Raw genomic sequence first — 20776 nt, forward strand, 5'->3', positions numbered from 1 at the left:
ATGGCACATCCAAACACTGCGGCTCCCTCTAATGAGGTAAAGCTAAAAGAAAATATTAGAAAAAAACCAGAAACAATGACTAGGATCTTTTTTGAGAAATTTTTCAAAAATAAGCTTGCTGTTGTTGGGGGTATAATTTTAACAGTTATCATCTTAATGGCGGTCTTTGCTCCTTTTATTGCGCCTTACTCGCCTGAGAGTCAATCACTTTTAAACAAACTGAAGCCGCCAAGCACTCAAAATCTAATGGGGACGGATAAGTTTGGGCGAGATATATTTACAAGGGTGTTATATGGAGCTCGTGTGTCTTTATTAGTCGGTTTTGCTTCAGTAATTGGTGCGATTACTATAGGTACGGTTGTTGGAGCTGTAGCAGGGTACTTTAAAGGAATAGTAGACGCTGTATTAATGAGGGCTGTCGACGTAGTCTTATCTATTCCTGATATTTTTCTGCTTATTACCTTGGTTACAATTTTTCAACCCGGAATGGATAAGTTAATTTTGATTTTTTCTTTGACGGGTTGGACTACAACAGCGAGACTAGTCAGAGGTGAGTTTTTATCTCTAAGGTCAAGGGAATTTGTATTGGCTGCTAAAACAATAGGCACAAAAAATCACAAAATTATTTTTTCGCATATATTACCGAATTGTATTGGACCAATTATTGTCTCCGCTACTCTAAAAGTAGGGAGTGTCATTCTAGCTGAATCAACGCTAAGCTATTTGGGTTTCGGTATCCAGCCGCCAATCGCTAGCTGGGGAAACATGCTTCAGGATGCTCAAAACTTTACATTAATGATTCAAGCATGGTGGTACCCGTTATTTCCCGGGCTATTTATTTTAATGACCGTTTTATGCTTCAACTTTGTCGGTGATGGCCTGCGGGATGCGCTTGACCCGAAAAATATTAAATAAAAATGAATATCATATCTGTTATAAAATATCACCAAATCAGAAAAAAAGCAGGTCTCCTTTTGTCAGAAAATATACAAAGAGATCTGCTTTTTGTGATTCTTGCATAAAACCAGTGATTCCAGATTTCCTCAATCTCTTTGGAATAATTTCTCTATCCCTTGCCTATACTGTGGACAACAGTTTTTATAAAAGTGAGGGGTTAGAGATGTTATTTCTTCATGATGTGTGGGTCAATTGGTTTGAAGGGGAAGAAAATGGCTACAATGTATGCCACTTTCACGAATGGCGCAAGGAAGATACGGTTGAGCTTTTGGATCAGGTGCCGCTGTTAAGGGTGCCGTCAGTACTGTTTCATTACATAGAAAACGATTTGTCAGAGCTTCCGAAAGGTTTGCTTGAAGACGTACATCAGAAATCGTACATTCGGAAAAATCATGAGCGGACAAAGCTTGAGTATTGTTTTGTCGTAACAGACGGAATCGGCATTTTAGCTGTCGACACGATCGGCTACACGATCCCTGTCAGAAAAAGCCGTCTGATCCCAAGACAGGAGCAGCTCGTTTATGAAATGGTAAAAGATGTAGAGCCTGAAACATATGAATTTGAGCCAAAGAAGCTGGAATCCTCCAAGGAATATCACATCTTATCATTAGCACCAGAACATGTCAGAGGACTGACAAGAAAAGAACGGCAAATTAAGCAGCTGATGTTTATGGCGCTTGACCAATTAAAAGGGCTGAAAAACCGAGCGGAAATTGGCTACTGGTACACAGAGTGGAATCCGCATATGTATGAACAAATCAAAAGGATGAGCTTTGAAGAGATTTGGGACATGCTGTATAACGAAACAATTGAAGGCTGGTCGGACAAGCACCTAGCTTTTTGCGAAAACCTAATAAAAGGACAGCCTTTTTTCGAAAAGCTTTGGGAAATGGAAAACGAATCAAAGGTCAACTAAAAAAACCGCTCTTTGCAAAGAGCGGTTTTTTGATTAGCGTTTTTTTCTTCCAAGACCCATGGCATTCTCCATTTTTTTCAGCATTTTGTTTGCTGTCCGGTTCGCTCGTTCCGCACCTTCATCAAGAATCCGGTCTAATTCTTCAGATTCTATCAGCTCGTAATAGCGGTCCTGGATCGGTTTTAATGCGTTCACCACGACTTCTGCCAAATCACCTTTAAACTCGCCGTAGCCTTTTCCTTCGTACTTTGCTTCAAGCTCTTCAATGGTCGTATTGCCGAGGATTGAATAAATTGTAAGAAGGTTGGAAACGCCCGGTTTGTTTTCCTTATCAAATTTGACAATGCCTTCAGAATCCGTTACAGCGCTTTTGATTTTCTTTTCAAGCTGCTTCGGCTCATCCAGCAGGGTAATATAAGCTTTCTGGTTCGGATCAGATTTGCTCATCTTCTTCAGCGGATCATTCAGAGACATGATGCGTGCACCGACTTTTGGAATTTTCACTTCCGGAATCGTGAAGATGTCGTTGTATTTTTTGTTGAAGCGTTCTGCGAGATTCCGCGTCAGCTCAAGGTGCTGCTTTTGATCCTCACCGACAGGCACAAGATCCGTTCCGTACAGCAGAATATCAGCGGCCATTAGCGGCGGATATGTTAACAGGCCGGAGACGACAGCTTCATTGCCTTTGGATTTGTCCTTAAATTGAGTCATCCGCTCAAGCTCGCCGATATATGCGACACACTGCATCATCCATCCGGCCTGCGCATGCGCGGGGACCTCTGATTGAATAAACAATGTTGCTTTTTCTGGATCAAGTCCGACAGCTAAGTAAAGCGCTGCGAGATTGCGGATATTCTTTCTAAGCTCAAGCCGGTCTTGAGGAACAGTTATCGCATGCTGGTCCACGATGCAAAAATAGCTATTATAATCATGCTGCAGTTCGACAAACTGCTTCATTGCACCGATATAGTTGCCGAGCGTCACTGAGCCGCTTGGCTGAATGCCTGAAAAAATCGTTTGTTTCATGAAAACATCAACCTCATTTCTTAAAACATAATAAAAAAGGCTCATTCTTCCCCTGTAAAAAAGGGACGAATGAACCGTGGTACCACCCTGATTATTCCATTAAAATGAAATCACTCTGACGTTTGTAACGGAGACTGCTCCGGCTGAGCCTACTTTTTTCCAGTTCGGTCAGCTGCTCCAAAGTCCATTCCACATTGCCCGTTATCTGCTCCCAGCACCGCAGACTCTCTTCAAACAGGTGAAATGTGTACTACTCTTTTTCATAGCACGCTTTTCTTTTGATTGCTTCATTATAAATCAATTATAACCAATTGTCATCATGAAAAAACATTCTTTTTTCCAGTAAAATTGTAATAATATAAATAACACGGGTGCTGTAAAATCCTTAAATGATAACTGCTATCAGCGTAAAAACAGGCAGATATTATATGTAAAAAGCAATATGGGCAGAAAACACATGAAAAAGTTTTTAATCAATTTATGCTTTAAATGGTAGAAGGATATTATGTTCATGGAAGAAAAACTAACGAAGTTTAAATATTTTAAATTGATAAAATAATATTGCAATAAATTATTTGTTTCATTATAATGAACTTGTTCACTCTATTGTTACAGCTTTTTTACAAAAATAATCAGAAAAGACGGAACAGAATAAAAGTTGTGGAAACTCAGGTTCATTTGTCTGATATTTCTGAGGATTTAGCCGTAAGGAGCTGAAAATTATTATTAGGGGGTTTGCGAATATGAAAAAACGTTGGTCGATTGTCACGTTGATGCTCATTTTCACTCTCGTGCTGAGCGCGTGCGGCTTTGGCGGCAGCGGATCAAACGGTGAAGGGAAAAAGGACAGTAAAGGAAAGACGACACTTAACATTAATATTAAAACTGAGCCGTTCTCCTTACATCCGGGATTGGCAAATGATTCAGTATCAGGCGGTGTCATCCGTCAGACTTTTGAAGGATTGACACGCATCAATGCAGATGGGGAGCCTGAAGAAGGCATGGCATCCAAAATCGAAACAAGCAAGGACGGTAAAACATATACATTCACTATTCGTGATGGTGTGAAATGGTCTAATGGAGACCCTGTAACAGCACAAGATTTTGAATATGCTTGGAAATGGGCGCTTGACCCTAATAATGAATCACAATACGCTTACCAGCTCTACTACATAAAAGGTGCTGAAGCGGCGAATACCGGCAAAGGCAGCCTAGATGATGTGGCAGTAAAAGCTGTGAATGACAAAACGCTGAAGGTTGAATTAAATAACCCGACGCCATATTTCACTGAATTAACTGCGTTCTATACGTATATGCCGATCAATAAAAAAATTGCAGAGAAAAATAAAAAGTGGAATACAAATGCCGGAGATGATTATGTATCAAACGGGCCGTTCAAAATGACGGCATGGAAACACAGCGGTTCTATTACTCTCGAAAAAAATGATCAGTATTGGGATAAAGACAAAGTCAAACTGAAGAAAATCGATATGGTTATGATCAACAATAACAATACGGAACTGAAAAAATTCCAAGCTGGCGAACTTGATTGGGCCGGTTTGCCGCTCGGGCAGCTTCCGACAGAATCTCTCCCTTCCTTGAAAAAAGACGGTTCTTTACATGTTGAGCCGATGGCAGGTGTGTATTGGTACAAATTCAACACTGAAGCTAAGCCGTTAGACAACGTCAATATCCGTAAAGCATTATCTTATGCGATTGACCGTCAATCGATTGTTAAAAACATTACGCAAGGTGAACAAATCCCGGCTATGGCTGCGGTGCCGCCGACAATGAAGGGATTTGAGGATAACAAAGAAGGCTACTACAAAGACAACGATGTCAAAACAGCAAAAGAATACCTTGAAAAAGGCCTAAAAGAAATGGGATTAAGCAAGGCATCTGACCTTCCGAAAATCAAATTGTCTTATAACACTGATGATGCACATGCGAAAATCGCTCAAGCTGTACAAGAAATGTGGAAGAAAAATTTAGGCGTTGATGTTGAGCTTGATAACTCAGAATGGAATGTCTATATTGATAAGCTCCACAGCCAAGATTATCAAATCGGCCGTATGGGCTGGCTTGGGGACTTTAACGATCCTATCAACTTCCTAGAATTGTTCCGTGACAAAGACGGAGGAAATAACGATACAGGCTGGGAAAACCCAGAATTCAAAAAATTGCTGAATCAGTCACAAACTGAAACAGATCAAAACAAACGTGCAGAGCTGCTGAAAAAAGCGGAAGGTATTTTCATTGATGAAATGCCGGTAGCTCCAATTTATTTTTATACGATTCCTTGGGTACAAGACGAAAATCTGAAAGGAACTATTATTACTGGAACTGGAGAAATTTACTTCAGAAACGCGTACTTTCAATAAGTCTTATTTGTGAAAACAATAACCTCAAGGTATATGGGGACCTATTTCCCATATACCTTTCTTACTGAGGAATATAAAAAAGTAAAAACCATGGAGGTGTTCCCCCTTGCTAAAATATATCGGAAGACGCTTAGTCTATATGATTATCACACTATTTGTGATTGTAACTGTGACATTCTTCTTAATGCAAGCAGCACCGGGCGGGCCATTTTCAGGTGAGAAAAAGCTTCCGCCTGAAATTGAAGCAAACTTAAATACGCACTATGGCTTGGACAAGCCGCTGTTTGTACAATACGTCAGTTATTTGAAATCAGTTGCAATGTGGGATTTCGGACCATCATTTAAATATAAAGGTCAGAGTGTTAACGACCTGATCAATTCAGGTTTCCCCGTTTCATTCACTCTTGGAGCAGAAGCTATTCTCCTCGCTTTAGCGTTAGGTGTATTGTTTGGAGTCATTGCAGCTCTTTACCATAATAAGTGGCAGGATTATACCGTCGCGATTTTAACGATATTTGGTATTTCAGTTCCGAGCTTTATCATGGCGGCTGTTCTGCAATATGTGTTCTCCATGAAGCTTGGGCTGTTTCCGGTCGCGGGGTGGGAGTCCTGGGCATACACCTTTTTGCCTTCAATCGCACTTGCTTCCATGCCGATGGCGTTCATTGCCAGACTTTCCCGTTCAAGCATGATCGAAGTGTTAAACAGTGATTATATCCGCACTGCGAAAGCGAAAGGGCTGTCTCGTCCAGCAGTTACTGTGCGGCACGCCATTCGAAACGCGCTTTTGCCGGTTGTTACATACATGGGCCCGATGGCCGCCCAGGTCTTAACGGGAAGTTTTATCATTGAAACGATTTTTGGGATCCCGGGTCTTGGTTCACACTTCGTCAACAGTATTACAAACCGTGATTATACAGTCATTATGGGTGTAACGGTGTTCTTCAGTGTCATCCTGCTATTGTGTGTATTAATCGTAGACGTGCTTTACGGCATTATTGATCCGAGAATCAAGCTTTCCAAAGCAAAGAAAGGAGCCTAGGCCATGCAGAACATTCCGAAAAACATGTTTGAACCAGCCGCAGCGAATGCCGGCGATGCAGAAAAAATAAGTAAAAAGAGCCTTTCCCTCTGGAAAGATGCGATGCTTCGCTTCCGCAGCAATAAGCTTGCAATGGTCGGGCTTATCATTATCGTGCTCATTGTCCTTATGGCAATTTTTGCGCCGATGTTCTCAAGGTATGATTATTCAACTACTAATCTCTTAAATGCGGATAAGCCGCCTTCAAAAGATCACTGGTTCGGCACAGATGATCTTGGACGGGACATTTTCGTCCGTACATGGGTAGGAGCGCGAATCTCAATCTTTATCGGTGTCGCAGCCGCTGTTCTTGATTTGCTGATCGGTGTCATTTGGGGGAGCATTTCAGGCTTCCGCGGAGGCAGAACGGATGAAATCATGATGCGTATCGCTGATATCCTTTGGGCAGTTCCTTCATTATTAATGGTTATCTTACTGATGGTTGTTCTTCCGAAAGGTCTATTTACGATTATTATTGCCATGACGATTACAGGCTGGATTAATATGGCCAGAATCGTGCGCGGACAAGTGCTGCAGCTGAAGAATCAGGAGTATGTGCTTGCATCACAGACACTGGGTGCAAAAACATCCCGTCTTCTGTTTAAACATATCGTGCCAAACGCAATGGGTTCTATTTTGGTCACGATGACACTGACAGTTCCTACTGCAATTTTCACAGAAGCCTTTTTAAGCTATTTGGGACTTGGTGTTCCGGCTCCGCTGGCAAGCTGGGGAACGATGGCTTCTGACGGATTGCCTGCATTGACCTATTATCCGTGGCGTTTATTCTTCCCTGCCGGATTTATCTGCATTACAATGTTTGGTTTCAACGTTGTCGGCGACGGATTAAGAGACGCATTGGATCCTAAGTTACGTAAATAAGGGAGTGATACGGGTGACACGCCTATTAGAAGTAAAAGATTTAGCAATTTCATTTAAAACATATGGCGGAGAGGTCCAGGCGATCCGCGGAGTGAATTTCCATCTGGATAAAGGGGAGACGCTGGCTATCGTCGGCGAATCAGGTTCCGGAAAAAGTGTAACCTCTCAAGCGATTATGAAGCTGATTCCAATGCCTCCGGGTTATTTCAAACGCGGTGAGATCCTGTTTGAAGGAAAGGATCTGGTGCCGCTGTCTGAAAAAGAAATGCAAAATGTCCGGGGAAAAGAGATCGGCATGATATTCCAAGATCCGATGACCTCTTTAAATCCAACGATGAAGGTCGGTAAACAAATTACGGAAGTGCTTTTTAAACACGAAAAGATCTCGAAGGAAGCGGCTAAAAAACGCGCGGTTGAACTGCTGGAATTAGTCGGTATCCCAATGCCGGAAAAGCGGGTGAACCAATTTCCGCATGAATTTTCAGGCGGGATGAGACAGAGGGTTGTCATTGCCATGGCGCTTGCAGCGAATCCGAAACTTCTGATCGCCGATGAGCCGACAACTGCTCTTGATGTAACGATTCAAGCGCAAATTTTGGAATTAATGAAGGATTTGCAAAAGAAAATTGACACGTCCATCATCTTTATCACACACGATCTTGGTGTTGTGGCTAACGTTGCTGACCGGGTCGCTGTCATGTACGCGGGACAGATTGTAGAAACCGGTACGGTAGACGAAATCTTCTACGATCCGAGACATCCGTACACTTGGGGGCTTCTTGCATCCATGCCGACACTGGAAAGTTCAGGAGAGGAAGAGCTGACTGCAATTCCGGGCACGCCGCCTGATTTGACAAACCCGCCAAAAGGAGATGCTTTTGCCCTGCGGAGCCCTTATGCGATGAAAATCGATTTTGAACAGGAGCCGCCAATGTTTAAGGTATCTGATACTCATTATGTCAAATCGTGGCTGCTTCATCCCGACGCGCCAAAGGTAGAGCCGCCAGAAGCGGTAAAAGCGAAAATGCGTAAACTGGCAAATACGTATGAAAAACCTGTCTTAGTGAGAGAAGGTGAATGAATTGACTGAAAAACTATTAGAAATCAAACATTTAAAACAGCACTTTGTCACGCCGAGAGGAACCGTTAAGGCTGTAGATGATTTATCATTTGATATCTATAAAGGTGAAACATTAGGGCTGGTTGGTGAATCTGGCTGCGGTAAATCGACAACAGGCCGAAGCATTATCAGGCTGTACGAAGCAACCGATGGTGAGGTGCTGTTTAACGGTGAAAATGTGCACGGGAAAAAATCGCGGAAAAAGCTGCTGGAATTCAACCGCAAAATGCAGATGATTTTCCAAGACCCATATGCATCCCTGAATCCGAGAATGACAGTTGCTGATATTATTGCTGAAGGCCTTGATATTCATAAGCTGGCAAAAACGAAAAAAGAGCGGATGCAGCGAGTTCATGAACTATTGGAAACAGTGGGATTGAACAAGGAACACGCGAACCGCTATCCTCATGAATTTTCCGGCGGCCAGCGCCAAAGAATCGGGATTGCCAGAGCGCTTGCTGTTGATCCGGAATTCATTATCGCGGATGAGCCGATTTCCGCTTTGGATGTATCCATTCAAGCGCAGGTCGTGAATTTAATGAAAGAACTGCAAAAAGAAAAAGGGCTCACATACCTGTTTATTGCCCACGATTTATCGATGGTCAAATACATCAGTGACCGCATTGGCGTCATGTATTTCGGGAAACTGGTTGAGCTTGCGCCGGCAGATGAGCTTTATGAAAATCCGCTTCACCCATATACAAAATCATTGCTTTCTGCGATTCCGCTTCCTGATCCGGACTATGAGAGAAATCGCGTTCGCCAGAAATATGATCCATCTGTCCATCAATTAAAGGATGGGGAAACGATGGAATTCCGTGAAGTCAAACCGGGACATTTTGTGATGTGCACGGAAGCCGAATTTAAAGCTTTTTCATGATTCATCAATCCTTCAAGAGATTTCTCTTGAAGGATTTTTTTGCGTCCTCATAGAAAGTGAGAATGATAACATTTACAATTAGAGGAAAAAGCGGAGGCGAAATACGATTCAATTTCTGCATAACAAAAATGTTTTTGCGCTATTGCTGTCTCAATCTTTTCAATCTCTAGCAGGAGTCCTCGCCACAATCGTTTTAATGGTCCGGGTCTATCAAATGACTGACTCCGTTTTTTTGGCGGGCCTTATTTTATCGTTCATGTCGTTTGCGAGTATAGCAGCAAGCTTTTGCGTCTCTCCGGTGCTTCGCATTCTCGGTTTTAAAAAGGTGCTTGCGGGAGCGAATCTGCTGAGAGCGGTCTTTACAACCCTGATGGCATACAGCGTCACTCATCACGGACAGGCATTCTTTTGGATTACGCTGCTGTTTGTGTTTTGTTTTTCCTTCGCGGGCGCTTTTTTTCAGCCGGCAAGATTTGCGCTGCTGCCGATTATTGTTCCAAAGAAGCAATATGTAAAAGCGAATGGTGTGATCTCCCTCTCGAATCAATTGTTCTTAACAGCAGGCTGGGGCCTTGGAGGCCTTCTGACGTACGCCATCCCTTTTGAACTCGTTGTCGGCGCTGCCATTTGCCTGTTTGTTCTATCGGGAGCTTCCATCAGTGTGCTGCATGTTAATGAAGAAGAGGATGCAGGAACTGCTGAAACAGCATCTGTCAGAAGTATATGGAAGGATTTAATGATCATTCCTATTGTAAGAGACATTACTGTAATGGACATGATAGAAGCTTTGGCGGGTTCCGTATGGTCATCTGCTATTCTCCTCGCATTTACTGCGGCTGTTTTGCATGAAACAGAGGTGTGGTGGGGGATGTTTAACGCTTCCTATTTTATAGGCGCAATTGTCGGCAGTGTGATTGCCATTCGTTTTTCTTCTTTTTTTGAGCGGAATATGGGCTATGCCATTATGTTCAGCTCGCTTGTAATGTCGGCGCTGACCCTTTTGTTTTCATTTTCTCCAGTCCCATTTTTATGCGCTCTGGCTTGTGCTGCAATGGGGCCTTTTTATCAGGTGCGTGATATTTGCCAGGAAACCATGCTGCAGGAGGTTATTCCCGAGCAGAAACGAATCGGAATCATGGCTGCAAAAAATGCGATTTTGACTCCTTGGTCAGGCGTCACCTACTCCATTATGGGGCTAGTGGCTGATGCTGCTGGTGCGAAAATAGCTTTTATCGCGGCTGCTGCATTATATATCATGACATTTCTGATTGCACTGGCGCAGCCCCGCCTGATTCATTACAGGCGGGAAAACCGAGTTCAATGAGATACACTTCAAAATGAACGGAGCAGCTGGCTCCGTTTTTGCTGAAAAAAAATGAAACCATGGCGGAAGTTCGCACGTCTTTATAGATGTAAGGCTGTTTAAACAAGAAGAAATGGGGTATATCTAAAAGTATGAAGACAACGAACTCATAAGGAGCAAATCAATGAACTGGTATGAAAAGCTTAGCGAGTACTTTCCAATTGAAGAAATGAAATCAAAAGCGCATATGGAAGCTCTTCTGAAAGAGCGAAGCGATATTTATCATAAAGATGAAGGCAAACATCATATTTTAATGTTTGCGGAATTCGATTCTTTTATCTTCGTTGATTATCTGTATGTGTCTAAGGATGCAAGAGGGCAGGGGCTTGGCGGCAAATTGATCGCGAAGCTGAAAAAGAAAAATAAGCCCATATTGCTCGAGGTGGAACCTGTGGATGAAGATGATACTGATACAGAAAAACGCCTGAGGTTTTATCAAAGAGAGCATTTCAAGCATGCTCAGTCAATTGGGTACCGGCGCCGGTCATTGGCTACGAATGAAGTAAACAAGATGGAGATTCTGTACTGGTCACCAAAAACAGAATCAGAAGAAGAAATTCTTGAAGCCATGAAACAAACATATGAAAACATTCATACTTATAAAGACGAGAAATGGTACGGGGAATCGTACGAAAAAACGGATGAAGTCCTGAAACTCATTGATGAAGAAAAACAAAAAAATATTTTCGATCAGTTAAGCTAATTGAGAATTAGAACATATCATGAACATTAAAAATTTGCTGGATTGACACATTTTTTTCTTAGGATACTGTTCACACTTACTTTTTTATAGTATAATACCTGTAAAGATTCCTTTTTTAGAGTAATTTCAATTTAAGAATAAAATAGATGTTCATCCTACTAATTAGAGGAGTGAAGATGAATGGTTACACTATACACATCACCAAGCTGTACTTCATGCAGAAAGGCGAGAGCGTGGCTCGAGGAGCACGATATTCCATTTGTAGAAAGAAACATTTTCTCTGAACCTTTATCAATTGATGAAATAAAACAAATTCTTCGAATGACTGAGGATGGAACAGATGAAATCATCTCAACCCGTTCAAAAGTATTCCAAAAACTGAATGTGAACGTTGAATCTATGCCGCTGCAAGATTTGTACCGCTTGATCAACGAGCATCCAGGGTTGCTTCGCCGTCCGATCATCATTGACGAAAAACGTTTGCAGGTCGGATATAACGAAGACGAAATCAGACGTTTCCTGCCAAGAAAAGTTCGCTCTTTCCAATTAAGAGAAGCACAGCGTTTGGCAAACTAATAGATCGTATCATCAAAAGAAGGCTGAGTCATCAGCCTTCTTTTATTATTTTTCAACCTGCTGGTAATAAATGCTCGCAAGAATGACAAACGCAACCGTCAAAATGGGGAGGAGCGTTTCAACTGTGTCGTGCTGCGCCATAAAAAGCGACAGCTTTTTGTCTCTGACAATCATTTCTCCGCCAGTATAAGCAAGCAGCCCGCTTCCCGCGTAAATCAGAAGCGGTATTTTCTCTAGTGCAATATGGATGAGTTTGCTGCCCCAAATAATAACCGGAACCGATACACACAAACCTATAACAACGAGAGAAAACTCACCGTGTGATGCTCCCGCAACTGCGATGACGTTGTCCAGCGACATAAAGAGATCTGCAAGCACAATCGTTCGTATCGCTCTCCACAGGGAGGTGCTGCTTTTAATGTGTTTCGTGTCTTTTTTTTCAATCAGCAGCTGATATCCTAAATACAGCAGGAAAATTCCGCCGGCGCACTGCAAGAACGGAATGTTCAAAAGATATACTGCTGCACTTGTTAATCCGATTCTCATGGCAACGGCAATAAATGTTCCGAGAATAATGGCTTGCTGTCTTTGCTTGTCCGGCAAATGTCTGCTGGCCATGGCAATAACAACCGCGTTATCTCCGCCGAGGATCAGGTCAATCCCAACAATGACAAGCAGAGAAATCAGATAGTCATGCTCCATGAAGCGGCACCTCGCTTTCAGTCCTTCGCTTGTACTACTACTATATGAGACAGGTCATATTTTATGATATCAGCCGCCTGATCTGCCGTTTTTTAGGCAAAGGTGCATTTTTATTTCTTTTGTGACTGTTTTATCATAAAATAGAAATACAAAGGAATTCACACTGGCCTTGGTTAAGGTTAAGATGTGGACGGAATGGGTAAAGTGTAGTAAAGTACAATTAATCGGGAGCTTAGATGTCCCTTCAACATCTTATATAGAAGGGAAGGTTGGCAAATGGAAATTGAAAGAATTAACGAGCATACAGTAAAATTTTATATGTCTTACGGAGATATTGAAGATCGCGGTTTTGACAGAGAAGAAATTTGGTATAACCGTGAGCGCAGTGAAGAACTTTTCTGGGAAGTCATGGATGAAGTTCATGAAGAAGAGGAATTCGCTGTGGAAGGCCCACTTTGGATTCAAGTTCAGGCACTGGACAAAGGATTAGAAATCATCGTCACAAAAGCCCAGCTTTCCAAAGACGGACAAAAGCTCGAACTGCCGATTCCTGAGGATAAAAAGCAAGAACCAGCATCTGAGGATCTTGACGCCTTGCTGGATGATTTCCAGAAAGAAGAGCAAGCCGTCAATCAGGAAGAGAAGGAGCAAAAGCTTCAATTTGTCTTGCGATTTGGCGATTTTGAGGATGTTATTTCTCTATCTAAATTGAACGTTAACGGAAGCAAAACGACTTTATATTCGTTTGAGAACCGATATTATTTATATGTAGATTTTTGCAATATGACTGATGAAGAGGTTGAAAATCAGCTAAGCATCCTGCTGGAGTACGCAACTGAATCCTCAATCAGCATACACCGTCTTGAAGAGTACGGCAAGCTGATTATTTCAGAGCATGCTCTAGAAACGATAAAAAAACACTTTGCATCATAGCAAACCGATTTCCTTCCGGAAATCGGTTTTTTTTATGCACGAAAATGCCATTTTAGAGATGTGAAAAGTCAAAAACATATAGACAAGCAGAAAATACAGCGAACAGGAGTTGATCATCTTTTCCAGAAAGTATACTTCATCTGGAAAGGAGAGATGACAATTGTTTAGTGCTGTGACTGAAGACGGCCAACTGTTTCACCTTCTAGGCGCTCAGCAAAACCAGAAATTAAAGCGGAGACGGTTCTTCTGTCCGGTATGCGGGGGAGAGCTAGCTGTGAAGCTCGGACTTCAAAAAGCGCCGCATTTTGCCCATAAACAGAACAAGTCCTGCTCCATAGACATCGAACCGGAAAGCGCCTACCACTTAGAAGGAAAAAGACAGCTGTATGTATGGCTGAAAACACAACGGGCTTCGCCAATATTGGAGCCGTATATAAGGACAATCAACCAAAGACCGGACGTCATGGCAAGGATCAAGGAGCATATGCTTGCTGTTGAATATCAATGCGCCACTATCGCTCCAGATGTCTTTCAAAAGCGGACAGAGGGCTTCAAACAAGAAGGAATCATCCCGCAGTGGATTATGGGATACAGCCGCTTAAAACGGACTGCTTCGTCCTTTTATCAGCTTTCAGCTTTTCATTGGCAGTTTATCAATGCAAGTCCATACAGAGAGCTGATATGTTATTGTCCTGAAAGGCGTTCTTTTCTCCGGCTCAGCCACATCATTCCATTCTACACAAACCATTCTTATTCCTCAGTCCAAACGATCCCTATCCATCGGGCAGGTGCAGACGATCTTTTTTTCACTGAACCGAAACCCTCAATTCAATATTCAGGCTGGACGAAAGCGATTCACCGTTTTCGCCATAAACCCCATCGGTTTAACTCAAAGGAAATAAATCGCCTTAGGCTGCTGTTTTATGAGAAACGGCAGACGCCTTTTTCTTTTCTGCCGACTGAAGTGTTTGTTCCTGTTAGAAAAGGGGCAGTTTTTAAGAGTCCGGTTTTTGTGTGGCAGGGGTTTCTTTATTTGTTTATGACGGATCTTGGAGGTAAACGTGCGCCAATTCGTTTTTCAGCCGTTTTGCAGCAGTGCAAACTGCACATTCATAATAAGAACATTGCACTCAGGTTTGAATGCAGCGAAGAGTGTCTTTCAGAAGCGGTTAAACAGTATATTGATTTTTTGTGCAAGAAGGGATTTTTAAGGGAGACTCAGAAAGAAGTATATGTGCTGAATCAGCCTGCAGGCGGCATACACTCCATGCAGGATCTCATAGAAAGAGACCGCAGCTGTTTTATAGAATGAGTTTGTCTTATTTGGCTCACCCTAAGACAAAGGTGGTGGGCAGGCTGTGAAAGGCACAAAAGGAAAGGTTTTTCGTGTTTTTACTGCTTTTTTGGCATTCGTTCTCTTCATTACTGCATATGATTTGACAAAAGGCAGTGAAAAACCGGAAGATATTCACAACACAAGTTTATTGAGAAACAGCTGTTTTTTCAATTGGCTTGAATCAAAGAAGACGAGGGGGATCACCATGGCTGAGGAAAAAAAAGCAAACCAACTGCCTGACAGAAGTGAGGTAAAGGCAGAAGACACATGGAGACTTGAGGATATTTTTCCTAGTGATGAGGCCTGGAATAAAGAATTTCAAGCTGTAAAAGAATTAATTCCGAATTTATCTAAGTATAAAGGAAAGCTGGCAGATTCAGCTGATCATTTATACGAGGCTCTTACGTATCAAGATAAAGTGATGGAGCGGCTAGGTAGGCTGTACACATATGCGCATATGCGCTCAGACCAGGATACTGGGAACTCCTTTTACCAGGGGCTGAATGACAAGGCGGGAAACCTGTATACACAGGCTGCAAGCGCGACAGCTTATTTGGTTCCGGAGATTTTATCCATAGAAGAAGACAAACTGCAGCAGTTCATTCTTGAAAAAGAAGAGTTGAAGCTGTACTCTCATGCGATTGAGGAGATTACAAAGGAACGTCCGCATGTGCTGAGCGAGAAGGAAGAGGCGCTGCTTGCTGAAGCTTCCGAGGTACTTGGGTCATCTTCAAATACATTCAGCGTGTTAAATAACGCAGATATTACGTTCCCGTCCATTAAAGACGAAGATGGGAATGAAAAACAGATCACTCACGGTAACTTTATTAATTTCTTGGAAAGTGAAAACCGTGAAGTCCGCAAAAATGCGTTTGACGCAGTGTATAAAACGTACGGACAATATAAAAACACAATGGCCACGACGCTTAGCGGCACTGTGAAAAAGGACAACTTCTACGCGAGAGTGAAAAAGTACAAGTCAGCGCGTGAGGCTGCGCTTTCTAACAACAGTATTCCTGAGGAAGTCTACGATAACCTTGTTAAGACGATTAATAAGCATTTGCCGCTCCTGCACCGCTATATCGCGCTAAGAAAGAAAGTGCTTGAGCTTGATGAAGTGCATATCTATGACCTGTATACACCGCTTGTGAAAGATGCTGGGATGAAGGTGACATACGAGGAAGCCAAAGATTACATGCTGAAAGGCCTTGCACCTTTAGGGGAAGAATATGCCTCTATCCTAAAAGAAGGACTGGAAAACCGCTGGGTGGACGTTTACGAAAATAAAGGCAAACGCAATGGGGCTTATTCATCAGGAGCTTACGGCACGAATCCGTATATTTTGATGAACTGGCATAATAACGTCAATAATCTCTTTACGCTCGTGCACGAGTTTGGACATTCCGTACACAGCTACTATACGAGAAAGCACCAGCCTTATCCATATGGCAATTACAGTATCTTTGTCGCGGAAGTTGCCTCTACGACAAATGAAGCGCTCCTTGGCGAATATTTGCTGAACAATTTAGAGGATGAAAAACAGCGCTTATATATTCTCAACCATATGCTTGAGGGCTTCAGGGGAACGGTCTTCAGACAAACGATGTTCGCTGAATTTGAACATCTGATCCATACAAAGGCGCAAGAAGGCGAGCCGCTTACACCTGAGCTTCTGACAAATGTCTATTACGACCTGAATAAAAAGTATTTTGGAGACGGCATGGTGATTGATAAGGAAATCGGCCTTGAATGGTCGCGTATTCCGCACTTCTATTACAATTACTATGTGTATCAGTATGCGACAGGGTACAGCGCTGCCCAAGCATTAAGCAGCCAGATTTTGAAGGAAGGAAAGCCGGCGGTTGACCGTTATATTGACTTCCTGAAAGCGGGAAGCTCACAATACCCGATTGATGTCCTGAAAAAAGCGGGTGTTGATATGACGTCTCCAGAGCCAATCGAAGCCGCGTGCAAAATGTTTGAAGAAAAACTTGATGAAATGGAAGAGCTGCTGATGAAAGTCAAGCAGTCTTAAAAAAGTAAGCCTGTGCGGAAATGACGCACAGGCTTTTTTAAAACCCTTTAAAGGTTTTTCGGTGATTCAAGCGGTAGAGGGTAAACAAAATAGACAGAAACAGCAGAGGAGAGGTAATATAAAGCGGCAGCATATGCATCATGCCTAAGATATTCAAGCAGAAAAAAACAGCAATGCACACAATTGAGATCAAAGTAGACATCATGGCGGTCCTCCTCGTCCTTTTTCCTTATAAGGATATGAGTGAATGCACTTCGTTATGTTTTGTGACAAAAATATGAACATTAAGCATAGAGGTTGTCAAAAGTCGACATCTTTTGTTATCATAAGGATGTGAAATTGATCACAAACAAACATTACCCCTTTGTTTGACCGTGAAAAATTTCTCCCATCCCCTTTGTTGTCGTTAAGACATATGAAACCGCGCTTATCCCGGCGCGGTTTCTTTAGTGCTAAAAACAGAACATATGTTTGGTTATGGCGTAAAAAAACAGCCTCAAGCATATGCACGCCTGCGGCTATTTTTCACATGATTGATATTCATCAGAATAAGTGCTGAGAGACTTCCAAAACATTCCGTGTTTGGCTTCCACTTTGGCAACCTTTTTAGCAAACGCCAGTTTTTTCATTTCTTTTTCTACCTCTTCAAGGCTCAGGTCATATACAAGAGCAATTTCCTTCGAGGCAACGAAGCGGAAATATTCAATAAAACATTCTAAAGGCGGTGTTTCCGACGGCTTCGGCTCGTCGCCAAGCATCTCAAATAAAATTTCTTCATATACATCATATGAGTAGCTGCCAGGAACTTTAAGCCCTTCATCCTCATGCTGCGTATTAAAAAACGTCAGTGTCGGATTAACAGAAACATCCATCTCAGCAGCAATTTTCATGTCACATTGAAGCGCCTTGACCGCACTTTGAGAATGCAGATCTTTTTTGAATTCTTCAAGATCGAGACTTGTATTTTCAGCAATCTCCAAAAGCACGTTTTCATCCGTAATATTTTTCTTTGAAACAAATAGGCTCTCCTGCATATTTCTGAGAAATTGCATGCCGGCTTTTCGTCCTTGCAATTCGGCTGCTTTAAAAGCGAGAGCAGCCATATAAGGCGATGAAAGCGGCTGATCCTGTTCGAACCAGACATTGCCGTCACATGACATGCCAGAGCGGCTCGCGATCTTTTCCCATGCTTCTGCGAGAAGATGCTTTTTTCGCTTTTTATTTAAAGCGGTAAGGCTTGCGGAAGCGATAATGCGTAAGGTGAAAAAACGTCCGTATCTGATTTTTAGCTTTTTGATGACGGGCTCTAAGGACCAGCATTCTGGACATAAAGGGTCTACAAACATATAAATTTCAAGCGGTTTTTTTGGATGACCGTGGCAATGGGCGAAGTATAGCTCATGCTGATAGTTTGTCAAGATGATCGATCCTCCGCTTCCGTTTGATTCACCATATGCCTTGCTGTCAACTCCAGCCGGCCAAACAAAAACTCACGAATTTCGCCCTCCAGCCCTACATGGTCCATTGCGTCCTTCATACAGCTGAGCCACGCATCAGCTCTCTCGTTTGTAATTGGAAAGGGAAGATGCCTTGCTCTGAGCATAGGATGGCCGTGCTCCTCGGTATAAAGCGGAGGCCCGCCTAAATACTGAGTTAAGAATTGCTTCTGTTTCCTAGCGGTTTCTGTCAAATCGCTTGGAAAAATCGGCTTCAGCAAAGGATGAGACGCGACACGCTCATAAAAAGTATCAACAAGTTGCGATAGAAGTTCTTCTCCAATCGCTTCATAAGGTGCGTTAAACGATTGTCCCATGTTGACTACTCCTTTAAATATGGCTAATAGGAATCATAAATCCTATTGCAAAAAGTAATTTTCTGTATTTCATTGTTTCATCTAGATTTATTTTAGCAACAAGGCATCATTTCTACAAACAAACTGCCTTTTATGCGTTTGATGACTCATTTCGGCTGACAGCCGGGGTTTGTATTTCATATCATATCACATAAAAATCAGGAATGCGTAAGATTTCACTTCGCAAAAAAACCAGAGGGAAAGAGCACCTCTGGTTACGCGTAATAAGCTGAAGTTATTTTTTTTACATAGTTTTGCGTTTCTTGGAAAGGAGGAATGCCTCCGTATCGGTCAACATTCCCCGGTCCGGCGTTGTAAGCCGCTAATGCCATAGACACATTGCCGTCGTATTTATCCAGCATTTGTTTTAAATATTTCGTTCCGCCCTCCACATTTTGCTGCGGATCAAGCGGATTGGAAACGCCAAGTGAGCTTGCTGTTGACGGCATCAGCTGCATGAGGCCCATCGCACCTGCTCCGCTGACCGCTTTTGCATTAAAGCCTGATTCCTGTTTGATGACGACACGGATCAGTTTTTCATCAACGCCATATTTATCAGCGGCTTTTTTAATCGCACTGTCAATAGAAAAGTCTCCCGAACTGATCTGATTTGCTCCATGTTTGTTTGAAGCTGAATCTGCAGCAGCTGTTTTAGTGCTTTCTGCCGCTTTTGTGATTGAACCTGAATTGCTGCTTGTATATGAGTTAAGCCCATACGCTGAAAGCAGTGGCGGCGCTGTTGTATTCGCGCTGTTCAGCATGCTGAGCGGGCTTGGCGATGAAGAAGGTGCTGATTGCTGAGATGCCAGACCGTTTGTATATTGGCTGAGCAAAGAACTGAAACTTGAAAGCGGGCTTTCCGTATTCTGATTGTCCGAGCTGCTGCGTGCATTAGATATGGACTGTAGTGCCTGAAGCTGAAGTAAAGCTGCCCAATTCGTTACATTCACGATGTCATTCCACCTTATATAGACTTTCGTTTTTCTTCATAAAAACGCAGAATTTTATTTTTGGTTTCGCGCTGAGGAATGCTGAATTGCTGAAGCAGCTTTTCGAAGGCTTGTCTGCCCTCATGCCAATCCGCCGCCTCAAATTCAATTTCATAGTCCTCTTTATTTAAATATCGGCTGTGGTCTAAAACTATTAAGCCTTTTTCTGTTTCTTTTTCCGCACGGTTTGTTGCTAAAGATCCAAAGTATTGAATGGCATCCGTATCGATCTGAAGCTTGTGCAGCTGGTCCTTCACGAGGCCCTCGGGAACTGAAAATCCAGCGAGATCTGATATCTCTGAAAGCTGCTGGTGCGTTTCCAGAAGCCCCACATCAGCCGGCTCCTTTAATGTAAGGACATACTTTCCGTTTTTTCTGCGGATACGAAGCGCAGCATGTTTTTGTTTCAGCGCGAAGCTGTCTGTATCAAAATAATGATTCTTTTGATCTGTAAAATCTTTTTCTGTCAGCTGGAGTGCCGCTGCTATGTTTTTGAATTCTTGTTTGGTCAGCATGTTTTTAAATTCGATTTCAATTTCCTGGCTCATGATGCTCTTCCTTTCCGCCCTGTAAATCTTATTTTTACTATTATCTCTTTAGATGTTAGGTTTATCAATATCGAGCTCGATATGATAAAATGAATCTGTACTTTGTTTAAAAAAGGAGAGCATTATGCAAAACAGAATCGAAATTTTGAATGCAACATTATCGGATGATCAGCTTCGCCTCGCCTGTCAGACAGAAGGAAACGAAGCGGAACGCAAGCCGTCAGGTCAAATGCTTGTTGATTCTGACCACTTTGCTTTTGTATACATACTTGAATTAGCTGATTCTTTTGAATATGTCATTATAAAGGAACATGTATGGCCGGAACTGAAGCAGGCCCATGCACAAAAAATACCGGTTGTTTTAGAGGCAGGAGACCAAACAATTGAACTGGCAGGCCTGCATGAGGAGCTGGAATATCTTTTAGAAAATATAAAAGATAATGCAAACTATGGAGAAGAAATGGAAGAAAAAGTGAAACGCGTGTTTTTATAGAAA

General features: G+C 42.5%; 23 protein-coding genes and 1 other annotated feature. Of the genes, 15 read left to right on the forward strand and 8 right to left on the reverse strand.

The genetic code is table 11. From position 1 onward, the window contains the following. Together opp4C and FB592_RS06885 are read left to right on the forward strand one after the other, a co-directional pair. Complete coding sequence (opp4C, locus tag FB592_RS06880) at positions 1-915, forward strand: oligopeptide ABC transporter permease (protein ID WP_038828816.1); 915 nt, start codon at positions 1-3, stop codon at positions 913-915. Positions 916-1120: 205 nt separating this feature from the next. Further along, on the forward strand, positions 1121-1873 hold the full coding sequence (locus tag FB592_RS06885) for a YjbA family protein (protein ID WP_003239298.1): 753 nt from the start codon (positions 1121-1123) through the stop codon (positions 1871-1873). Positions 1874-1906: 33 nt separating this feature from the next. On the opposite strand, the gene trpS is transcribed toward FB592_RS06885, so the two are convergent. Further along, complete coding sequence (gene trpS / locus FB592_RS06890; RefSeq protein ID WP_038828823.1) at positions 1907-2899, reverse strand: tryptophan--tRNA ligase; 993 nt, start codon at positions 2897-2899, stop codon at positions 1907-1909. A gap of 58 nt (positions 2900-2957) precedes the next feature. Continuing rightward, positions 2958-3172, reverse strand: a binding site (T-box leader). 470 nt (positions 3173-3642) lie between these two features. Between trpS and oppA the strand changes: the two genes are divergently transcribed. The 8 genes from oppA to spx all read left to right on the forward strand — a co-directional run bounded on the left by oppA (position 3643) and on the right by spx (position 11885). Continuing rightward, positions 3643-5280 (forward strand): oligopeptide ABC transporter substrate-binding protein OppA, encoded by a 1638-nt coding sequence (gene oppA, locus FB592_RS06895; protein WP_021479550.1) that lies wholly within the window; start codon positions 3643-3645, stop codon positions 5278-5280. 106 nt (positions 5281-5386) lie between these two features. Further along, complete coding sequence (gene oppB / locus FB592_RS06900; RefSeq protein ID WP_014479444.1) at positions 5387-6322, forward strand: oligopeptide ABC transporter permease OppB; 936 nt, start codon at positions 5387-5389, stop codon at positions 6320-6322. A 3-nt stretch (positions 6323-6325) separates the two neighbouring features. Continuing rightward, positions 6326-7243: an oligopeptide ABC transporter permease OppC gene (oppC, locus tag FB592_RS06905; RefSeq protein WP_038828814.1), complete on the forward strand. Its 918-nt coding sequence runs from the start codon at positions 6326-6328 to the stop codon at positions 7241-7243. A gap of 4 nt (positions 7244-7247) precedes the next feature. Next, entirely contained in the window at positions 7248-8324 is a 1077-nt protein-coding gene (gene oppD / locus FB592_RS06910) for an oligopeptide ABC transporter ATP-binding protein OppD (protein WP_015252358.1), read from the forward strand. Between the two features lies 1 nt (position 8325). After that, complete coding sequence (gene oppF, locus FB592_RS06915) at positions 8326-9243, forward strand: oligopeptide ABC transporter ATP-binding protein OppF (protein ID WP_003239287.1); 918 nt, start codon at positions 8326-8328, stop codon at positions 9241-9243. 106 nt (positions 9244-9349) lie between these two features. Then, the gene (locus tag FB592_RS06920) at positions 9350-10567 is read left to right on the forward strand and encodes an MFS transporter (RefSeq protein ID WP_072175656.1); all 1218 of its coding nucleotides are present in this window, start codon (positions 9350-9352) and stop codon (positions 10565-10567) included. 163 nt (positions 10568-10730) lie between these two features. Next, positions 10731-11309, forward strand: a complete 579-nt coding sequence (locus FB592_RS06925; protein WP_003224597.1) for a GNAT family N-acetyltransferase — start codon at positions 10731-10733, stop codon at positions 11307-11309. Between the two features lie 180 nt (positions 11310-11489). Continuing rightward, positions 11490-11885: a transcriptional regulator Spx gene (spx, locus tag FB592_RS06930; RefSeq protein ID WP_014476435.1), complete on the forward strand. Its 396-nt coding sequence runs from the start codon at positions 11490-11492 to the stop codon at positions 11883-11885. 45 nt (positions 11886-11930) lie between these two features. Here spx and FB592_RS06935 read toward each other — a convergent pair whose 3' ends face one another. Then, positions 11931-12587 carry a TerC family protein gene (locus FB592_RS06935; RefSeq protein ID WP_038828809.1) on the reverse strand — a complete coding sequence of 219 codons (657 nt, stop codon included), beginning with the start codon at positions 12585-12587 and terminating at the stop codon, positions 11931-11933. A gap of 169 nt (positions 12588-12756) precedes the next feature. Between FB592_RS06935 and FB592_RS06940 the strand changes: the two genes are divergently transcribed. After that, positions 12757-12897: a hypothetical protein gene (locus tag FB592_RS06940; protein WP_119122854.1), complete on the forward strand. Its 141-nt coding sequence runs from the start codon at positions 12757-12759 to the stop codon at positions 12895-12897. Next, positions 12864-13520, forward strand: coding sequence for an adaptor protein MecA (mecA, locus tag FB592_RS06945; protein ID WP_003245194.1), 657 nt, complete (start codon positions 12864-12866; stop codon positions 13518-13520). Before FB592_RS06940 ends, mecA begins: the two co-directional genes overlap by 34 nt. Here the strand turns inward: mecA and FB592_RS06950 are convergent. Next, positions 13515-13637 carry a hypothetical protein gene (locus tag FB592_RS06950; RefSeq protein ID WP_124059721.1) on the reverse strand — a complete coding sequence of 41 codons (123 nt, stop codon included), beginning with the start codon at positions 13635-13637 and terminating at the stop codon, positions 13515-13517. The genes mecA and FB592_RS06950 overlap by 6 nt on opposite strands. A gap of 73 nt (positions 13638-13710) precedes the next feature. Here FB592_RS06950 and coiA point away from each other — a divergent pair, with 73 nt between their 5' ends. Both coiA and pepF read left to right on the forward strand, forming a co-directional pair. Further along, the gene (gene coiA / locus FB592_RS06955) at positions 13711-14832 is read left to right on the forward strand and encodes a competence protein CoiA (RefSeq protein WP_237984014.1); all 1122 of its coding nucleotides are present in this window, start codon (positions 13711-13713) and stop codon (positions 14830-14832) included. 229 nt (positions 14833-15061) lie between these two features. After that, on the forward strand, positions 15062-16891 hold the full coding sequence (gene pepF / locus FB592_RS06960; RefSeq protein ID WP_003245178.1) for an oligoendopeptidase F: 1830 nt from the start codon (positions 15062-15064) through the stop codon (positions 16889-16891). Positions 16892-16928: 37 nt separating this feature from the next. On the opposite strand, the gene FB592_RS06965 is transcribed toward pepF, so the two are convergent. The 5 genes from FB592_RS06965 to FB592_RS06990 form a co-directional block, all read right to left on the reverse strand. Then, entirely contained in the window at positions 16929-17096 is a 168-nt protein-coding gene (locus tag FB592_RS06965; protein ID WP_003244944.1) for a hypothetical protein, read from the reverse strand. A 313-nt stretch (positions 17097-17409) separates the two neighbouring features. Continuing rightward, positions 17410-18309, reverse strand: coding sequence for a protease adaptor protein SpxH (gene spxH, locus FB592_RS06975; RefSeq protein WP_003245184.1), 900 nt, complete (start codon positions 18307-18309; stop codon positions 17410-17412). After that, the gene (locus tag FB592_RS06980; RefSeq protein WP_003232928.1) at positions 18306-18704 is read right to left on the reverse strand and encodes a globin domain-containing protein; all 399 of its coding nucleotides are present in this window, start codon (positions 18702-18704) and stop codon (positions 18306-18308) included. Before FB592_RS06980 ends, spxH begins: the two co-directional genes overlap by 4 nt. A 254-nt stretch (positions 18705-18958) precedes the next feature. Then, the gene (gene cwlQ / locus FB592_RS06985) at positions 18959-19693 is read right to left on the reverse strand and encodes a bifunctional muramidase/murein lytic transglycosylase (RefSeq protein WP_249848280.1); all 735 of its coding nucleotides are present in this window, start codon (positions 19691-19693) and stop codon (positions 18959-18961) included. 14 nt (positions 19694-19707) lie between these two features. Beyond that, positions 19708-20280, reverse strand: a complete 573-nt coding sequence (locus FB592_RS06990; protein WP_103803610.1) for a CYTH domain-containing protein — start codon at positions 20278-20280, stop codon at positions 19708-19710. Positions 20281-20404: 124 nt separating this feature from the next. Here FB592_RS06990 and FB592_RS06995 point away from each other — a divergent pair, with 124 nt between their 5' ends. Then, positions 20405-20773 carry a UPF0738 family protein gene (locus FB592_RS06995; protein ID WP_003232922.1) on the forward strand — a complete coding sequence of 123 codons (369 nt, stop codon included), beginning with the start codon at positions 20405-20407 and terminating at the stop codon, positions 20771-20773. Positions 20774-20776: the final 3 nt, after the last annotated feature.

Source organism: Bacillus sp. SJZ110 (assembly GCF_006715455.1).
GTDB lineage: Bacteria > Bacillota > Bacilli > Bacillales > Bacillaceae > Bacillus > Bacillus subtilis.